The following is a 17,995-nucleotide window of genomic DNA, read 5'->3' as shown; positions in this document are numbered from 1 at the left end:
ACAATATTAATTTAGAATATACTCTAAACAGTGAAAAAACTAGCGCAGGAGGTGCCGCAGCATGAGTCTGGCAGATAAAATTTTTATCGATATGTGTCAGGATATATTGGACAACGGGGTAAGTACAGAAGGAGAAAAGGTCCGCCCACATTGGGAGGATGGAACCAGTGCTTATACAATTAAGAAATTTGGTGTGGTAAACAGGTATGATTTATCCAAAGAATTTCCGGCAATTACATTACGAAAGACAGCAATCAAGAGCTGTACCGATGAGATGTTATGGATCTGGCAGTTGAAGTCCAATAATGTCAATGACTTACACAGCCATGTCTGGGATGAATGGGCAGATGAGACAGGCTCCATTGGAAAAGCATATGGCTACCAGATGGGAGTAAAGCATAAATATAAGGAAGGAATGTTTGATCAGGTAGACCGTGTGATTTATGACCTTAAGAACAATCCTTTCAGCAGAAGAATCATGACCAACATATATGTACATCAGGATTTAAGTGAGATGCATCTTTATCCATGCGCATACAGCATGACCTTTAATGTAACCCAGAAGAAGGGGGACGACAAGCTGACTTTGAATGCAATTTTAAATCAGCGTTCCCAGGATATCTTAGCTGCCAATAACTGGAATGTCTGCCAGTATGCAGTATTGATGCATATGCTGGCACAGGTGTGCGATATGCATGTGGGAGAGTTAGTGCATGTGATTGCAGATGCACATATTTATGACCGGCATATTCCTATTATAAAGGAACTGATTCAAAGACCGACGTATGACGCACCGACATTCTGGCTGAATCCGGATGTAAAGGATTTCTATGAATTTACCAGAAATGATGTACGTCTTGATAATTATGTGACAGGACCGCAGATTCAGGATATTCCAATCGCAATATAAAAAGGAGCAGGTGAAAGAGATGAATTTAATCGCAGCAGTAGATGCTAATTGGGCAATTGGCTATAAGAATAAATTACTGGTAAGCATTCCGGATGATATGAAATTTTTCCGTCAGACCACAACCGGGAAAGTGGTAGTCATGGGACGTAAGACCTTGGAAAGCTTTCCAAATGGACAGCCTCTTAAGAACCGTGTCAATATTGTACTGACAAGTGATAAGAATTATAAAGTGAAGGATGCCATTGTGGTGCATGATTTAGACGAACTGCATAAAGAGTTAGAGCAGTATAACAGTGAGGATGTCTATGTTATTGGCGGTGAAAGCATTTACCGCCAGCTTTTGGATGAGTGCGATGTAGCGCATATTACGAAGATTGACTATGCATATGATGCAGATGCCTATTTCCCGAATCTGGATGAAAAGGAAGAATGGCAGATTACAGAAGACAGTGATGAACAGACCTATTTTGATCTGGAGTATTACTTCTTAAAATATGAAAGAATAAGATAAGCAGAAAGAAACGTGTAAGAAATGAATAATCTTATTTTCAGTTTAAATACCACCATGCCAATCTTTCTTGTGATGGTAATCGGTTATATCTTAAAGCAGATTGGTATGCTCAATGATAATTTTGTGACAGTGGCGAATAAGTTTAATTTTAGGGTGACCTTGCCCTTTATGTTATTTCGGGATATTTCTACGGTAAATATCCGGGAAATCTTTGATTTGAAATATGTGCTTTTCTGTGCACTGGCAAGTACCGCCTGTTTCTGGGTAATCTGGGGAGCCACAAAGCTCTTTGTAAAGGATAAATCCATCCGTGGTGCATTTGTGCAAAGCTCCTTCCGGAGCAGTGCCGCAGTCATGGGACTAGCCTTTATTGAAAATATTTATGGCAGTTCTGCTATGGGACCATTGATGATTATCGGAGCAGTGCCGCTTTACAATATTTTTTCCGTTATTGTACTGACCTTTGAAGCCAATGAAGATGGAACTGGAGAAGAGACAGCACATGGTGGCAGAATCAAGACAGCATTTCTTAACATACTAAAGAATCCGATTATCCTTGGAATTGCCTTTGGTATGGTGGCAGCATTATTGTCCCTTGATTTTCCTGCCATGGTAGATAAGACCATTGAGAATGTGGCAAAGATGGCAACACCACTGGCGTTGGTTGCACTGGGCGCAGGCTTTGAGGGAAGAAAAGCCTTGGCAAAAATCAGACCGACCCTTGCAGCATCTGCAATCAAGCTTGTGATACAGCCGCTTTTATTACTTCCGGTGGCAGCAGCCTTGGGATTTACCGGAGAGAAAATGATTGCAATTCTGATTATGCTTGCATCACCGACTACACCAAGCTGCTATATTATGGCAAAGAACATGAAAAATGATGGCGTGCTGACAGCAAGTATTATTGTGACAACAACGCTTTTGGGAGCATTTACCTTAACTGGCTGGATTTTTATCCTTAAGACCATGGGATTGATATAGAGGAGGACGTTAGATGGATATTACAGGAAGAAAATTATTTGTAAAGGCGATGATGGAAGAAGGCGTGGATACCATATTTGGCTATCCGGGCGGAATGGTCACCGACCTTTTTGATGAATTATATAAACAGGATGATATTCACCTGGTGCTTCCAAGACATGAGCAGGGACTGATTCATGAGGCAGAAGGATATGCGAGAGCTACCGGAAAGCCGGGCGTATGCCTGGTAACCAGCGGACCGGGTGCCACCAATATTATTACAGGACTCGCAGATGCGCATTTTGACAGCATTCCGCTTGTTTGCATTACCGGTCAGGTGCCACTTCCGTTGATTGGAAATGATGCCTTTCAGGAGGTTGATATTGTAGGAATGACCCGTTCCATAACAAAATACGGCGTAACCGTTCGGGACAGAAAAGATTTGGGAAAAATAATCCGCATGGCATTTCACATTGCAACCACCGGAAAACCGGGACCGGTTCTTGTGGATATCCCAAAGGATATCCAGTTAGAGAGTGGACCATCCGATTATCCAAAGAGTGTGCAGATTCGTGGTTACAAGCCAAATGAAGGCGTACATATCGGACAGTTGAAAAAGGCATATAAGCTTTTAAAGAGTGCCAAGAAACCATTGATTCTTGCCGGAGGCGGAATCAACATTGCCCGTGCCAATGATATTTTTGATGAATTTGTTACTAAAATGCAGGTGCCGGTTGTTACCACCATTATGGGAAAAGGAGCCATTGGCACATCCAATCCTTATTATATGGGAAACTGCGGTATGCATGGAAGATATGCAGCCAATATGGCAGTTTCTGAGTGTGATGTATTATTTTCCATCGGAACAAGATTCAATGACCGCATTACCGGCGATTTGAATGAATTTGCACCAAAGGCAAAAATTGTTCATGTAGATGTGGATACAGCATCCATTTCCAGAAACGTTGTGGTGGATGTACCGGTAGTAGCAGATGCAAGAACCGCACTGGAAAAATTATCAGAGTGGGCAGAACCGAAGAAAACAACAGCCTGGATAGCCCGCATTGAGGAATGGAACAAAGAAAATCCTCTGGAAATGCGAAGAGATAAGGGACTTTCCCCACAGATGATTATGGAAGGAATCAATGAGCATTTCAAAGGAGCCATTATTGCAACAGATGTTGGGCAGCATCAGATGTGGGCAACCCAGTATCTTGAGATGGAACGTGGCGGAACCTTTATTACATCAGGGGGCCTTGGAACAATGGGCTTTGGATTCCCGGCAGCAGTCGGAGCAAAAATCGGCTGTCCGGAAAAAGAGGTTATCTGTATCACCGGAGATGGTGGATTCCAGATGAATATGCAGGAAATGGCAACTGCAGTATGCCAGGATGCACCGGTAATTGTCTGCATTTTAAATAATTTTTATCTTGGCATGGTTCGCCAGCAGCAGCAGCTTTTCTACGGAAAACGTTATTCTGCAACCTGCCTGCGTCAGCATAAGGAATGTCCGAACAACTGTAAGGGACCGGGAAAAGACTGCCCGGTATATGAACCGGATTTTTTGAAATGGGCAGAAAGCTATGGCGCAAAGGGTATTCGTGTAACGAACACCGAAGAAATGAATGCAGCCTTCGAAGAGGCAAAGAAGAATAAAAAGACTTCTACCGTAATAGAATTTATGATTGCAACAGAGGACATTGTACTTCCGATGGTTAAGAGTGGAACTGCAATGAGCCAGATGATTTTGAAATAGGAGGAACGTTGGTATGAAAAACAGATGGATTGCATTATATGTAGAAAACCAGGTTGGTGTACTGGCGAAGGTTTCCGGACTTTTTTCCGGCAAATCCTATAACCTCCAGAGTCTTACCGTAGGAACTACGGAAGATGAGAGTGTGTCCCGTATGACAATCTGTGTAACCAGTGATGATATTACATTTGAACAGATTAAGAAGCAGTTAAACAGTATGGTAGAGGTCATTAAGGTAATTGATTTAACCAATGTACCAATCCATATGAAAGAGATTCTTTTCGCAAAAGTGCTGCATTGCAGCGTGGAAGATAAAGCGGAGGTATTTCAGATTGCAACAACCTTTAAAGTAGATGTGGCAGATATTGGGGAAGACAGCGTATTGTTAGAGTGCAAGCTGACAGAACGCCGCAACAATGAACTGATAGCTCTTTTAAAACGCCGCTTCAGGACCATCGAAGTAGTGCGTGGCGGGGCAGTAGCCATTGAATCAATCAGCACATCCTGCCGGTAATATTAAATACCGGGAATATGGGAAGACCGTAATGCGGAATTCCCATATTTTTTATAATCTTTTTTTCAACAGTGCAATAAACTTCTCAAACTGCAATGGTGTTCCCTGAATTTCCTGTACCTTCAGGCGGTTCTTTTCATTGAAGCCTACAAGAATATCATGATTTGCTTCTGCTAAGTAGTCGATGATACCGTCGATATCGGATTTTAAGTTCTTCGGACACTGGATGTATAAGTGCTTTTTCGCAGAGATACACAGCGTATAGGAGATACTGAAATGGTACCAGAAGAACTTGTGCAGGGTGGAATGTTTATAAAGCCAGATGATTTCCTGAATCGGAACAAAGGCAATTCCATCCGTAGAGATTTCAATAAAGAAATGCTCGGTAATAAACATATCTTCCGTAGCCAGCTGTGGCAGTGTCGCCAGTTCTTCTTCTGCCTGCATAAGAAGAGTCTTCGGAGAACCGAACCGGGCCAGCTGCTGGCAGGGCGGTGACAGCCATGGAAAATGAATGTATACAAAATAACATATGATACTGAAAATAGCATAAAGTCCACTGCATGCAAAAAGCAGAATCAGAAAGATACTGAAGCCGTAACGGAAACCGGGCTCACTGATATAATAGGAGGAGCTTTCTCCGTAAATACCGCTGTCTGTCCAGTTCAAATCTGCTGCAATTTTAGAAAGCAGGGTATGGTAGGATTTGGTTGCGGTCTGGATTTTGGCATGGACGGTTACTTTGTTAATATTCGGAAGTCCCTCTTCGCTGGTCTTCGGAGAGAGCAGTACGATATTACAGCACCCATCCTGAATCGTATAGTAGTAATATCCATGGGTCTGCCCTAAGACTTCCTGTGTGTATCCGGTAAATTTTAAATCCGTCAGCGTAATACTGACATACCGGTCATTCTCTTTATATAATTTATCAAGAGAAGTCTTTTCGTTGATAACCCTCGGACTTAAGATGGTGCCGATGGGAAAGATAATCCAAAGAACAATCAACAGTATCATATATAGAATCGGCGAAAAAAGCTTATGCCGGTAAAGACTTTTGATGTGGTTGGATATATAGTGGTCTAATTGGTTTGTCATAATTCCTCCCGGTAGTGTTATGATTTTAAGTATAAAGTTTTAGGGAAAAATAATCAAGCCTTAGGGCGCGACTACTTGCTTTTATCAGGGAAAATTGTTAGTATTACAGAAGAATAGGACAGAAAGAGTGGTTGTGTGGAAGCATATACAGAATTTGCAACAGTTTATGATACATTTATGGACAATGTCCCTTACGAAGCATGGAAAAAATATCTGGTGGACATATTAAAAGCAGAGGGAATAAACGATGGCCTGCTTTTGGAACTTGGCTGTGGAACCGGAAGGATGACGAGACTTTTAGCGGCAGAAGGTTATGATATGATTGGGGTGGACAATTCCGAGGAAATGCTCTCGGTAGCCAGAGAATATACCATGGAAAATACAGAGATACTGTATCTTCTTCAGGATATGCGGGAGTTTGAATTGTATGGAACCATCCGGGCAGTAGTAAGTGTCTGCGATTCCATGAATTATATCATGTCAGAAGAGGATTTAAGACAGGTATTTTCCCTGGTCAATAATTATCTCGACCCGGGCGGAATCTTTATTTTCGATATGAATACCAGATATAAATATGAGGAACTCTTAGGAGACAACAGCTTCTGCGAGACCAGAGAGGACAGCAGCTTTATCTGGGAAAATTATTATGACCCGGAGGAACAGGTCAATCAGTATGATTTAACACTTTTTATCAAAGAAGAGGATGATTTGTTCCGGAGATATGAAGAAACACATTTTCAGCGGGCGTATGAGATAGAAACCGTACGAAAATTAATCGAAGAAGCCGGTATGAAATGGGAAGGTGTCTTTGATGTAGAGACGGGAAAAGAACCGACAGCCTGCAGTGAACGGATTTATATCATCGCAAGAGAACAGGGGAAATAAGAAGAAAGAGGAAGAAAAAATGTCAGATTATATGGTGAGAGCAACAGCTGCAGATGGACAGATTCGTGCATTTGCGATTACATCAAAAGAGATGACGGAGGAAGCAAGAGTCCGTCATAACAGCAGCCCGATTGTAACAGCAGCATTAGGACGTGCCATGAGCGCAGCAGCAATGATGGGCAGCATGATGAAGGGAGAAAAAGACCTTCTGACCCTGCAGATTCAGGGCGATGGTCCGATGCATGGCCTTACGGTAACTGCCAATGCTAACGGGGGTGTAAAAGGCTATCCCGGCGTGGCAGATGTGATATTGCCACCCAATGCAGCCGGTAAATTAAATGTAGGCGGAGCCATTGGAAATGGTGTTTTAAGTGTTATAAAGGACATGGGATTAAAGGATCCGTATGTAGGACAGACCGAGCTTCAGACCGGTGAAATAGCAGAGGATTTAACCTATTATTTTGCAGTATCCGAGCAGGTACCATCTTCCGTGGGTTTAGGAGTTCTCATGAATAAGGACAATACAGTGCGTCAGGCAGGCGGGTTTATCATTCAGCTGATGCCGTTTACAGAGGATGCAGTCATTGATGCCTTAGAGCAGAAAATCGCACAGATAGCATCCGTAACAGAAATGTTGGAAAAGGGCATGACACCGGAAATGATTTTAGAGGAAATCTTAGGAGAGATGAAGCTTGAAATCAATGATACGATGCCGGTTACCTTCCACTGTGACTGCTCCAAAGAGCGTGTGGCAAAAGCACTGGCAAGCTTAAGCAAGAAAGATTTGGATGATTTAATCAAGGATGAAGAACCGATTGAAGTAAAATGTCATTTCTGTAATGAGAATTATGTATTCAGTCCGGATGATTTAAGGGAGATAAGAAAATGAGAGATGGATTTATCAAAGTAGCAGCAGTAACACCAAAAGTAGTAGTCGCAGATCCGGTAGAAAATACCATTCGAATAAAAGCGGCAGTAATGGAAGCAGCAGCAAACGGAGCCAAAGTCATTGTGTGCCCGGAGCTTTGCATTACCGGATATACCTGTGGCGATTTATTTTTACAGGAGACTTTATTAAGAAGCGCAAGGGAGCGGCTGGTATGGCTGGCAAAGGAACTCGGTGCTTTGGATGCCGTTGTATTTGTTGGTCTGCCCCTAATGCATGAAGGCAAGCTTTATAATGTGGCAGCAGCTTTAAACAAAGGCGAGATTATCGGCATCGTGCCAAAGACCCATATTCCAAATTACAATGAATTCTATGAAGCAAGATATTTTACTCCGGGAAAAGAAGAAGCGGAGGGTGTAGATATTGCACCGGCTTATCATGTACCGATGGGAAGCCATATTTTGTTCCAGTGTGATGATGTATTGCCGGAGCTGGTAATCGGTGTGGAAATCTGCGAGGATGTCTGGACACCGAACCCACCGAGTATTTCCCATGCTCTGGCAGGAGCAACTTTAATCGTAAATCTTTCAGCCAGTGATGAGACAACCGGAAAGGATATTTACCGGAGAGAGCTTGTTGCAGGACAGTCTGCCCGCCTGCTCTGCGGTTATATCTATGCCAGTGCCGGAGATGGAGAATCCACACAGGATGTAGTATATTCCGGGCATAATATCATTGCAGAAAACGGAGCGGTTTTAGCAGAATCCGAACGTTTTACCAATGAGACGGTATATTCTGAAATTGATATGGAACGTCTGGTATCCGAAAGACGGAGAATGAGCACTTTTGCAGCAGGCAGCAGAGGCAAGGATTATCTTAGATTTTCTTTCTTTATTGATAAATCAGATACCACGCTGAGCCGTTTCGTGGATCCGGCGCCATTCGTTCCGGGCAATAAGGACAAGCGTGATAAACGTTGTGAAGAGATTTTAGCTATTCAGTCCATGGGACTTAAGAAACGGTTAGAGCATACCGGATGTAAATGCACAGTGGTAGGCATTTCCGGAGGATTAGATTCCACACTGGCACTTCTGGTTACGGTGCAGGCATTTGACCGGCTGAAGCTTCCGAGAGAGCAGATATATGCAGTTACCATGCCGGGCTTTGGAACCACAGACCGTACCTATGAGAATGCATTAAGTCTCATTCGCTGTCTTGGCGCAAAGCTGATAGAAGTGGATATCAAAGAAGCAGTACGCATTCATTTCCGAGATATTGGTCAGGATGAGAGCGTACATGATGTCACTTATGAAAATGGACAGGCAAGGGAACGTACCCAGATTCTGATGGACATTGCCAATAAGAATAATGGTATGGTAATCGGAACCGGAGATATGTCAGAGCTGGCATTGGGCTGGGCTACCTATAACGGTGACCATATGTCCATGTATGGAGTGAATGCATCCGTACCGAAGACGCTGGTGCGCCATCTGGTACACTACTATGCAGACACCTGTGGAAATAAGGAACTTTCAACTGTACTTTATGATGTCTTAGATACACCGGTCAGCCCGGAACTGCTTCCGCCGGAAAATGGAAAAATCGCCCAGAAGACAGAGGATATTGTAGGACCGTACGAACTGCATGATTTTTATTTATATTATGTGATGCGATTTGGCTTTGCTCCGGCAAAAATATATCGCCTGGCACAGGTGGCATTTGCGGGGCAGTACGACAATGCAGTGATTTTGAAATGGTTAAAGACCTTCTACCGCCGTTTCTTCTCACAGCAGTTTAAACGTTCCTGTCTGCCGGATGGACCAAAGGTCGGTACGGTAGCAGTATCACCAAGAGGTGATTTAAGAATGCCAAGTGATGCATCAGTGCGTATCTGGATGGATGAAATCGAACATTTGAAATAAAAAAACTGCTGCTCAAAATGGAGCAGCAGTTCTTTTATAAAAACTATATGTGCTTAAGCTGTTTTTCAAAAGATTCTTTTGTCTTGCTGCGGCCGAAAGCAAAGTTCCTGCCGTAGACGAAAGAGTACATGACAGCAGCCATTACAAATGCAGTAACCACATCAAATACAGAATGCTGTTTTAAGAACATGGTTGCAAGAATAATGCTGACCATAAGAATGAAAGAAGCCAGCTTTAACTTCGGACGATCCTTAAATTCTTTACTGTTACAGATTGCAATGTGAACACCGAGCGAATTATAAACATGAATACTTGGAAACAGGTTTGTCGGTGTATCGGTTGCATAAAGCCAGGCTACCATATGGGTGAAGACATTGTCATGCTCAAAGGAATGCGGGCGGAGATAATGTCCGTTTGGATAGAGGCTGGATACTACCAGAAATACAGTCATTCCCACAAACAGGAATGTACAGAGCCGGTAATAATCTTCTTTATTTTTGAAGAAAAAGTAAAGAACCGCATATGCGACATATCCAAACCATAACATATATGGTACGATGAAAAATTCTATAAATGGGATTTTATCATCCAGTGCAGTATGTATTACGTTGAAATTTGAAGTCACATGTTTTTCCAGATAGGTAAACCATGGAAAATATATGAATACATACAGCAGAACCCATGCGTGCTTATATTTTTGAAAAAATGCTTTGAGATTTTGCTTAAAGTTATCTTTTTTCAACATCGGATTCCCCTTTTTTAATGTAAGAATACTACTTCTATGGTGGAATTCTAGCACAGCATTTTTTAAAAAACAATGCTATAAAATCGAATTTAATAATTTTTATGGAATTCTTAAGATTTTAATGGAAAAGGAACATTTTCATTGTGCAAGAATACAAGAAAATGTATTTCATTTTTTAAATAAATATTACAAATGCGGGATTTCATTGACAAAGAAAAACGGTCAACTATAATGGAAACTAGCAAAATAGAAAGGTTAAGGGATATGAAGAAGAATGAAGAGAAACAGCAGGAAACTGCAAAGGAAAAAATGAGCAGAAAAAAACTCCTTTGTGTAATCGGAATTCCTGTAGGAATATTAGTTGTGATTTATCTGGTACTGGCACTGTTTTTTCAGAGCCATTTTGCATTTCGTACCACGATAAATAATGTGGGGGTATCCGCTTCCTCAACCAGTGGTGTGGAAAAGAAGATTACGAAGCAGGCATCCAGGTATGAGATGAAACTGGTGGAGCGTGAGGATAAGACAGAGAGCATCAATGGAACAGACATTGACATGGAGCCGGTATTTGATAAGCAGGTAAAAGAGCTTTTAAAGAAGCAGAATGGATTTGCATGGCCGTACTATCTTATTTCTCCACAGAAATACGAAGCGGAGACTATGATATCTTTTGATGAAGAAAAATTGAAGGATGTTCTGGATAATTTGTCCTGTATGGATGAAAGCAAATGGACGGATTCCGAAAATGCACAGATTAAGGATTATACAAAGGATGGCTATGAAGTGCAGCCGGAGGTATATGGAACAAAAATCGATAAGGATGCATTTACGGAGAAAATCAAAGAAGCCTTGGATAAAATGCAGCCGGAATTTGACCTTTCCGGGGAAGGCTGTTATGAAGACCCAAAGGTAAAAGAAGAGGATGATGTATTTCAGGATGCATTGGATACTTTGAATAAATATACCCAGATGAAGATTACCTATCAGGCAGAAGGCAAGGATGATGTGGTTTTGGATGGAGAAACCATCAGTACCTGGCTTTCTGTGGATGATGATTTCAATGTGTCTGTAGATGATGAGGCATTGAGCGCTTATGTAAAAGCTATGGCAAAAAATTATAATACCGCCTATGGAAACCGGACACTGGATACCTCTTATGGACAGACAGTGACAATTTATGGTGGAAATTACGGATGGTGGGTAGATAATGCAGCTGAAAAGGAAATGATACTGGAGGATTTGAAAGCCGGTAAGGATGTAACAAGAGAGCCGGTTTATTCCCAGACGGCTAACAGCCATGGTGAGAATGACTATGGTAATACATATGTGGAAATCAATCTGACCGCACAGCATTTGTTTTTCTATAAGAACGGATCACTGGTGGTAGAATCTGATTTTGTCTCCGGTAACCTTGCAAAGAATCATGGAACGCCGTCCGGCTCTTTTGGTGTTACTTATAAGGCAAAGGATGCGGTGCTTCGCGGCGAAGATTATGAGTCTCCGGTATCTTTCTGGATGCCTTTTAACGGTGGTGTTGGAATGCATGATGCCAGCTGGAGAAGTACTTTTGGTGGAACAATTTATAAAAGAAGCGGTTCACATGGATGTATCAATCTTCCATACAGTGCAGCAAAAACAATTTATGAAAATATAGAAGCAGGTTATCCGGTGCTTGTTTATGAACTGCCGGGAACCGAGAGCCAGAAGGGCAAGGATATGGATGCAGCATCTGCAGTAGATGAGGCAATCACCTCCATTGGAACAGTAACCCTGGACTCCGCAGGAACCATTGCGTCTGTCCGTTCCCAGTATGATGCTTTATCTGACAGCGCCAAAGCATATGTAAAGAATCTGGATGTGCTGACAGCAGCCGAGTCAGCTCTGTCACAGTTGCAGTATGAACAGGCCCTGCAGGAATTGCAGAATCAGGAAAGTATAGATGCACAGAATGTAACGAATACAATCATGGCATTGCCAGATACGATAACTGCCACAGATGCAGCAGCAGTAGCCAATGCAAGAAATGCCTATAATGCCTTAAGCGAGGGCGCAAAAGCGAAGGTACCACAGAGTGCACTGGACAAGCTGGCAGCCGCTGAAGCAGCATTGTAGGGAATTGGAATAAAGAATAAGAACGCTAGCTTCTGTTCAGACAATTTTAGTATGATGAATGTCTGTAGGAACCACTGAAAATAAATTGAAAATAGAAATAACACCAGCCTCTGCCTGGATGATTACAGATGCATGAGGGAGGGCTGTTAGGGACTTATGAAATTCGTTCGGAAACAGGCAACGCCGGTACAGGGATGTACCGGCGAGGCGCAGATGAACATGGATGTGAATTTGCGCCGGTTGCCGGAAGCATATATACTTTTATCGAATTTCCAATGTCCCTTACAGCTCTCCCTCGTATCAAAATCATCCGAACAGAGGCTGGTGTTATATATATATTTATATTTTCATGTTTATTTGTAATTATCATAATGCATATGGAAAAATGTTGCCAAATAGCAATTGAGATGTTGCAGACTAGAACAGCAATATTGCAAAGAAACAAGGCACATAGTATAATATTATCAAGAAGTAAAAAATATAAATTATGTTGCTGACGAGCACAAAGACAGATGAATAATATCCTGTGAAAATGTGCCGGATAACAGGAACGGATGAAAATAAATCGAAAGGAGAATGTATTGATGAAGGAGCAGGTTTTGACAAGGTTTAAGGAATTATTTGGGGATGAAGGAGACATCCGTGTGTATTTTGCACCGGGACGTGTGAATCTGATTGGAGAGCATACGGATTACAACGGAGGTCATGTATTTCCATGTGCACTGACCATTGGAACTTATGGCGTGGCAAGAAAACGTGCCGATAAGAAACTGAGATTTTACTCCATGAATTTTGAACAGCTTGGTGTGCTGGAATCTTCCATTGAAGGCTTGAAACCGGAGAAAGAAGCAGACTGGACGAATTATCCGAAGGGTGTTATCTGGGCATTTGGAGAAAAGGGCATGCAGGTAGATACCGGACTGGATTTGTTGTTATTTGGAAATATCCCGAATGGTTCCGGACTTTCTTCTTCTGCATCTGTTGAGGTGCTGACCGGATATATCTTAAAGGACTTATTCGGATTTGATGTAACGAACCAGGACCTGGCTTTAATCGGACAGTTTTCAGAGAATAAATTCAATGGAGTGAACTGTGGTATCATGGATCAGTTTGCCATTGCCATGGGAAAAGCAGAGCATGCGATTTTCTTAGACACGGCTACTTTAAAATATGAATATGCGCCGGTTCGTTTAAAAGATGCGAAAATCGTAATTTCCTGCAGCAATAAGAAGCGTGGTCTGGGTGATTCGAAATATAATGAGCGTCGTGCAGAGTGTGAGGAAGCACTGGCAGAATTACAGAAGGTAGTAGATATTAAGAGCCTTGGTGAATTGTCTGAGGAACAGTTTGAAGAATATAAGGGAGCCATCGGAAGTGAAGTCCGCATGCGTCGGGCAAAACATGCGGTATATGAGAACCAGAGAACCCTAAAAGCGGTGGAAGCTTTGAAAGAAAATGATGTGGAAACCTTTGGAAAGCTGATGAATGCATCCCATGTATCCTTAAGGGATGATTATGAAGTAACCGGAATTGAACTGGATACCTTAGTGGAAGAAGCCTGGAAGGTAGCTGGAGTCATTGGATCCCGTATGACAGGTGCAGGCTTTGGTGGATGCACCGTCAGTATTGTAAAGGATGAAGCAGTAGAGCATTTTATTGAAGCAGTAGGCAGTGCCTATGAAAAGAAAATTGGATACAGCGCAGATTTCTATGTGGTAGAAATTGGAGACGGTCCATCCAGACTGGCATAAGAAACAGGAGGTAAGTCATGATTTGTGAAGATATCTTAAAATTAACAGAATATGGCATGGTAACCGGGTTGGTTCCAAAGGAAGATGAGCGTTTCACCATCAACCGCCTGCTGGAATTGTTTGAATTAGAAGAATTAGATGAGGACGCTGTGGCAGCTTATCAGTCACGGACACCGATGAGCAGAGAAGAAGCAGAAGAGAGTCTGGAAGAATTGTTAAACCGTCTGCTGGATTATGCTTATGAAAATGGCATTTTAAAGGAAAACAGCGTAGTATACCGAGATTTATTTGATACGAAAATCATGGGAATGCTGATGCCAAGACCAGGTGAAGTAATTCATAAATTTCAGAGCCTTTATGAGAAGGATGCAAAGGCGGCAACGGATTATTATTATACTCTCAGCCAGGACAGCAATTATATCCGCAGATACCGTATCAGGCGTGATATGAAATGGACTGCTGAGACGGAGTTTGGTGAACTGGATATTACAATTAACTTATCCAAGCCGGAAAAGGACCCGAAAGCCATTGCAGCTGCAAAGCTGGCAAAGCAGAGCGGCTATCCGAAATGCCTTTTGTGTAAGGAAAATGAAGGCTATGCAGGAAGAGTCAATCATCCGGCAAGACAGAATCACCGTATTATTCCGGTAACCATCAATCATAGTGACTGGTTCTTACAGTATTCTCCTTATGTGTACTATAATGAGCACTGCATCGTGTTTAATGGAAAGCATACACCGATGAAAATTGAAAAAGCAACCTTTGGAAAACTGCTGGATTTTGTAAAACAGTTTCCGCATTATTTCGTTGGCTCCAATGCTGACCTGCCGATTGTAGGAGGCTCGATTTTAAGCCATGACCATTTCCAGGGTGGACATTATGAATTTGCCATGGCAAAGGCACCGCTGGAAAAAGAGATTACCTTTGCGGGCTTTGAAGATGTGAAAGCAGGAATTGTAAAATGGCCGATGTCAGTTATCCGCCTGTCCGCACCGGATACAGAACGGTTGATTGAGCTGGCAGATAAAATACTTCTGACCTGGCGTGGCTATACGGATGAGGCAGCATTTATTTTTGCAGAAACAGACGGGGAGCCACATAATACCATTACACCAATTGCAAGAAAACGAGGCAATAATTACGAACTGGATTTAGTGCTTCGTAATAATATTACAACAAAGGAGCATCCGCTGGGCGTATATCATCCGCATGCAAAGCTTCATCATATTAAGAAGGAAAATATCGGCTTAATCGAGGTAATGGGTCTGGCAGTGCTGCCGGCACGTCTGAAGGACGAGATGGCACAGCTTAAGACGGCAATTCTTTCCAGGGCTGATTTACGGAGCAATGAAGTTTTAAGTAAGCATGCAGACTGGGTAGAGGAATTTTTGCCAAAATATGAGAGCATTACGGCAGAAAATATCGACGGGATTATCCAAAAGGAAATCGGACTGGTATTCCGTGAAGTTCTTCTGGATGCCGGTGTATACAAATGCACTGAAGAAGGAAGAGAAGCATTCTTACGCTTTATTGATACGGTAAATAAATAGAAAAAGATGTTTATCCGGGAGTGGGATTCTGGTTAACATAAGAAAAGAGCATCATTGGCATAAGGTGTCATCCAAAGGGAAGGATGAAAAGCACCGCCTTTGATGCTCTTTGTTGTATGTTATGACTCTTGCAAGAAGGAAAGAAATGCATTAATATAAGAGCGATATGATAAATTATGCAAAAGAATAAGGACAGAATGGAGATTTTATGAAACAGCAGATAAAGAGTTCTTTGATATTGTTATTGACCGCAACCATCTGGGGCGTGGCTTTTGTAGCCCAGAGCGTGGGCATGGAATATATTGGTCCATTTACCTTTAACGCAATCCGATGCGTTCTGGGGGGAATGGTGTTAATCCCGGTTATTCTGGTTTTAAAGAAAAAGAAAGAGACAGGAGCAGAAAATCAGGAAAAAGAGGATAAAAAGACTTTATGGATGGGTGGAATTGCATGTGGTGTAATTCTTTGCATTGCATCTAATCTGCAGCAGTTTGGCATTATGGAAGCAAGCGTTGGTAAATCGGGTTTTTTTACGGCGTTGTATATTGTGATGATTCCGGTTATCGGCATCTTTATTGGAAAGCGTCCGGAAATCAAGCTGTGGTTTTGTGTGGCACTGGCAGTTGTGGGAATGTATCTGCTTTGTATGAAGGACGGCAGTTTTACCATTGAGCGGGCAGACATCATGCTTCTTTTATGTGCACTGGCATTTTCCTTTCATATACTGGTGGTTGATTATTTTTCACCAAAGGTAGACGGCGTAAAAATGTCCTGTATACAGTTTTTTGTATGCGGAGTGCTTTCAGCAGTAGGAATGCTGTTTACAGAGACACCGGACATTTCCAATATTCAGGCGGCATGGCTGCCCTTGTTGTATGCGGGACTTCTTTCCTGCGGCGTTGGCTATACCTTGCAGATTGTGGGACAGAAAGGCATCAACCCGGTTATCGCATCCCTTATTATGAGCCTGGAATCCGTGATTTCCGCACTGGCTGGCTGGGTGATCTTGGGACAGGTATTATCACCAAAAGAAATTTTAGGCTGCGTATTGATGTTTGTGGCAATTATTATCACGCAGATTCCCATCGGAAACAAGAAAACAGATTGATTTTACGGATAGTCTCAGCTATACTGTAACAGAATAGAAAGAGAAAGAAGGCATAAGATATGTTGTCAAAAAAGATAAAACAGGCAATGGCAGGAAGCTCTGCAATTCGTGCCATGTTTATGGAAGGAAAAGAAATGGCTGCCAGGTTTGGGGCAGAAAATGTGTATGATTTCAGCCTTGGCAATCCGGCTACACCGGCACCGGAAAAAATTAAGACAGCAATTTATGATATTTTGGATAAAGAAGACCCGCTTGTGGTGCATGGATATATGGCAAATGCAGGTTATGAGGAAGTAAGAGAGGCAATTGCAGAGAACTTAAATGAACGCTTCGGAACCAATTTCCATGGGAAGAACCTGATTATGACAGTTGGTGCAGCAGGCGGTCTGAATATTATTTTTAAGACGATTTTAGATCCGGGCAATGAAGTTATGGTATTTGCTCCGTATTTTGGTGAATATAAAAGCTATGCCGCAAACTTCGATGCAAAGATTGTGGAAGTCATGCCAAATGAAGCAGATTTTATGCCGGATTTAGCAGACTTTGAACGAAAAATTACAAAAGATACAAGAGCGGTTATCATCAACAATCCGAACAACCCGACCGGAGTGGTATATTCAGATGCTACCTTAAAAGAGATTGCCAGAATTTTAACTGCGAAGGAAGAGGAATTTGGAACCGATATTTATCTTATTTCCGATGAACCATACCGTGAACTGGTTTACGACGGCGTACAGGAGAATTTCCTGACGAAATATTATAAAGATACGCTGGTAGGATATTCCTTCAGTAAATCTTTATCACTTCCGGGCGAGCGGATTGGTTATGTGGTAGTGCCGGATGAAGCGGCAGATTCCGCAGAATTAATCGAGGGAATTACTGTATCAAACCGTACTCTTGGCTTTGTAAATGCACCATCTCTCATTCAGAAAGCAGTGGCAGAGTGCTTAAAGGAAAAGACCAATCTTGAATTTTATGACCGCAACCGTATTGCTTTATATGAAGGACTGACGAAGCTTGGATTCACCTGCATTAAACCACAGGGAGCATTTTATCTGTGGCTGAAATCTCCGGTTGCAAAGGAAGAAGAATTTGTAGAAGCTGCGAAGAAATACCATTTGATTCTGGTAAAAGGAAGTGCCTTCGGCTATGGCGGTTATGTACGCCTTGCATACTGCACTTCTTATGAGACAGTAGTAAATTCCATGCAGGCATTTGCAAAGCTGGCAGCAGAGTATGGACTGAAGGCAGCAGAATAAAAAATCGGAAAACGAAAGAATGATAAAATCAAGC

Annotated in this window: 15 protein-coding genes; 13 read left to right on the top strand and 2 right to left on the bottom strand. The window is 42.2% G+C overall.

The window, feature by feature from the left end; translation table 11 throughout:
- Positions 1 to 61: 61 nt before the first annotated feature.
- Genes thyA through ilvN form a run of 5 tightly spaced genes read left to right on the top strand, consistent with a single transcriptional unit; the run spans position 62 to position 4,648 of the window.
- A complete protein-coding gene (gene thyA / locus LKD41_RS03250) occupies positions 62 to 910 on the top strand; it encodes a thymidylate synthase (RefSeq protein WP_118087728.1) in 849 nt (282 codons plus the stop codon).
- A 19-nt stretch (positions 911 to 929) separates the two neighbouring features.
- The gene (locus LKD41_RS03245; RefSeq protein WP_117841761.1) at positions 930 to 1,421 is read left to right on the top strand and encodes a dihydrofolate reductase; all 492 of its coding nucleotides are present in this window, start codon (positions 930 to 932) and stop codon (positions 1,419 to 1,421) included.
- A gap of 21 nt (positions 1,422 to 1,442) precedes the next feature.
- On the top strand, positions 1,443 to 2,402 hold the full coding sequence (locus LKD41_RS03240) for an AEC family transporter (RefSeq protein ID WP_227700375.1): 960 nt from the start codon (positions 1,443 to 1,445) through the stop codon (positions 2,400 to 2,402).
- Positions 2,403 to 2,415: 13 nt separating this feature from the next.
- A complete protein-coding gene (ilvB, locus tag LKD41_RS03235) occupies positions 2,416 to 4,137 on the top strand; it encodes a biosynthetic-type acetolactate synthase large subunit (RefSeq protein WP_227700374.1) in 1,722 nt (573 codons plus the stop codon).
- Between the two features lie 13 nt (positions 4,138 to 4,150).
- Entirely contained in the window at positions 4,151 to 4,648 is a 498-nt protein-coding gene (ilvN, locus tag LKD41_RS03230) for an acetolactate synthase small subunit (RefSeq protein ID WP_117698016.1), read from the top strand.
- Positions 4,649 to 4,699: 51 nt separating this feature from the next.
- On the opposite strand, the gene LKD41_RS03225 is transcribed toward ilvN, so the two are convergent.
- Positions 4,700 to 5,743 (bottom strand): DUF6709 family protein, encoded by a 1,044-nt coding sequence (locus LKD41_RS03225; RefSeq protein ID WP_227700373.1) that lies wholly within the window; start codon positions 5,741 to 5,743, stop codon positions 4,700 to 4,702.
- A gap of 135 nt (positions 5,744 to 5,878) precedes the next feature.
- On the opposite strand from LKD41_RS03225, the gene LKD41_RS03220 reads away from it, so the two are divergent.
- Genes LKD41_RS03220 through LKD41_RS03210 form a run of 3 tightly spaced genes read left to right on the top strand, consistent with a single transcriptional unit; the run spans position 5,879 to position 9,436 of the window.
- Complete coding sequence (locus tag LKD41_RS03220) at positions 5,879 to 6,628, top strand: class I SAM-dependent DNA methyltransferase (protein ID WP_117698017.1); 750 nt, start codon at positions 5,879 to 5,881, stop codon at positions 6,626 to 6,628.
- Between the two features lie 19 nt (positions 6,629 to 6,647).
- Positions 6,648 to 7,517, top strand: coding sequence for an Hsp33 family molecular chaperone HslO (hslO, locus tag LKD41_RS03215; RefSeq protein WP_117698018.1), 870 nt, complete (start codon positions 6,648 to 6,650; stop codon positions 7,515 to 7,517).
- A complete protein-coding gene (locus LKD41_RS03210) occupies positions 7,514 to 9,436 on the top strand; it encodes an NAD(+) synthase (protein ID WP_227700372.1) in 1,923 nt (640 codons plus the stop codon). The genes hslO and LKD41_RS03210 overlap by 4 nt, the downstream gene beginning before the upstream one ends.
- 43 nt (positions 9,437 to 9,479) lie before the next feature.
- On the opposite strand, the gene LKD41_RS03205 is transcribed toward LKD41_RS03210, so the two are convergent.
- On the bottom strand, positions 9,480 to 10,181 hold the full coding sequence (locus LKD41_RS03205) for a phosphatase PAP2 family protein (RefSeq protein WP_227700371.1): 702 nt from the start codon (positions 10,179 to 10,181) through the stop codon (positions 9,480 to 9,482).
- Between the two features lie 264 nt (positions 10,182 to 10,445).
- On the opposite strand from LKD41_RS03205, the gene LKD41_RS03200 reads away from it, so the two are divergent.
- The 5 genes from LKD41_RS03200 (at position 10,446) to LKD41_RS03180 (ending at position 17,961) form a co-directional block, all read left to right on the top strand.
- Positions 10,446 to 12,293: a peptidoglycan binding domain-containing protein gene (locus LKD41_RS03200; protein WP_227700370.1), complete on the top strand. Its 1,848-nt coding sequence runs from the start codon at positions 10,446 to 10,448 to the stop codon at positions 12,291 to 12,293.
- A 584-nt stretch (positions 12,294 to 12,877) separates the two neighbouring features.
- On the top strand, positions 12,878 to 14,044 hold the full coding sequence (locus tag LKD41_RS03195) for a galactokinase (protein ID WP_227700369.1): 1,167 nt from the start codon (positions 12,878 to 12,880) through the stop codon (positions 14,042 to 14,044).
- 17 nt (positions 14,045 to 14,061) lie between these two features.
- Positions 14,062 to 15,594, top strand: a complete 1,533-nt coding sequence (gene galT, locus LKD41_RS03190; protein WP_227700368.1) for a UDP-glucose--hexose-1-phosphate uridylyltransferase — start codon at positions 14,062 to 14,064, stop codon at positions 15,592 to 15,594.
- A gap of 208 nt (positions 15,595 to 15,802) precedes the next feature.
- The gene (locus tag LKD41_RS03185; RefSeq protein ID WP_227700367.1) at positions 15,803 to 16,702 is read left to right on the top strand and encodes a DMT family transporter; all 900 of its coding nucleotides are present in this window, start codon (positions 15,803 to 15,805) and stop codon (positions 16,700 to 16,702) included.
- Positions 16,703 to 16,761: 59 nt separating this feature from the next.
- Positions 16,762 to 17,961 carry a pyridoxal phosphate-dependent aminotransferase gene (locus tag LKD41_RS03180; RefSeq protein ID WP_227700366.1) on the top strand — a complete coding sequence of 400 codons (1,200 nt, stop codon included), beginning with the start codon at positions 16,762 to 16,764 and terminating at the stop codon, positions 17,959 to 17,961.
- The last annotated feature ends 34 nt before the right edge of the window (positions 17,962 to 17,995 follow it).

Source organism: Roseburia sp. CLA-AA-H209, from assembly GCF_020687575.1.
GTDB lineage: Bacteria > Bacillota > Clostridia > Lachnospirales > Lachnospiraceae > Roseburia_C > Roseburia_C amylophila.
Note: the sequence above shows the minus strand (reverse complement) of the source record. Positions and strands in the feature narration are given on the sequence as shown.